Annotated in this window: 1 protein-coding gene; it reads left to right on the forward strand. The window is 56.6% G+C overall.

The window, feature by feature from the left end:
- Nucleotides 1–82 precede the first annotated feature (82 nt).
- Nucleotides 83–256: response regulator (locus tag SB756_RS32350; RefSeq protein ID WP_410913539.1), on the forward strand; the 174-nt coding region annotated here is incomplete at its 3' end.

Consider the following 256-nt stretch of genomic DNA (forward strand, 5'->3'; position numbering starts at 1 on the left):
TGTTACCGGGTTGAAATATATGACGGCCGCAGGGTGATGGCCTTAAAGTACCGCTTGGTTACCTTGTTCGTGGTGCTTTTTCGTGAGCCATTTGCTGATCGTCGACGATGATGTCGAGGTGCTCGACCTGTTACAGAAGTTTCTTCGCCAGCATGGCTACGAGGTAGACGTCGCCTGCGATGGCAAAGCGCTCTGGCAGGCGATCGAGCGGCGCGTGCCAGACCTGGTCATCCTCGACGTGATGCTGCCCGGTGAC

The organism is Pseudomonas sp. SIMBA_068 (genome assembly GCF_046534705.1).
GTDB lineage: Bacteria > Pseudomonadota > Gammaproteobacteria > Pseudomonadales > Pseudomonadaceae > Aquipseudomonas > Aquipseudomonas putida.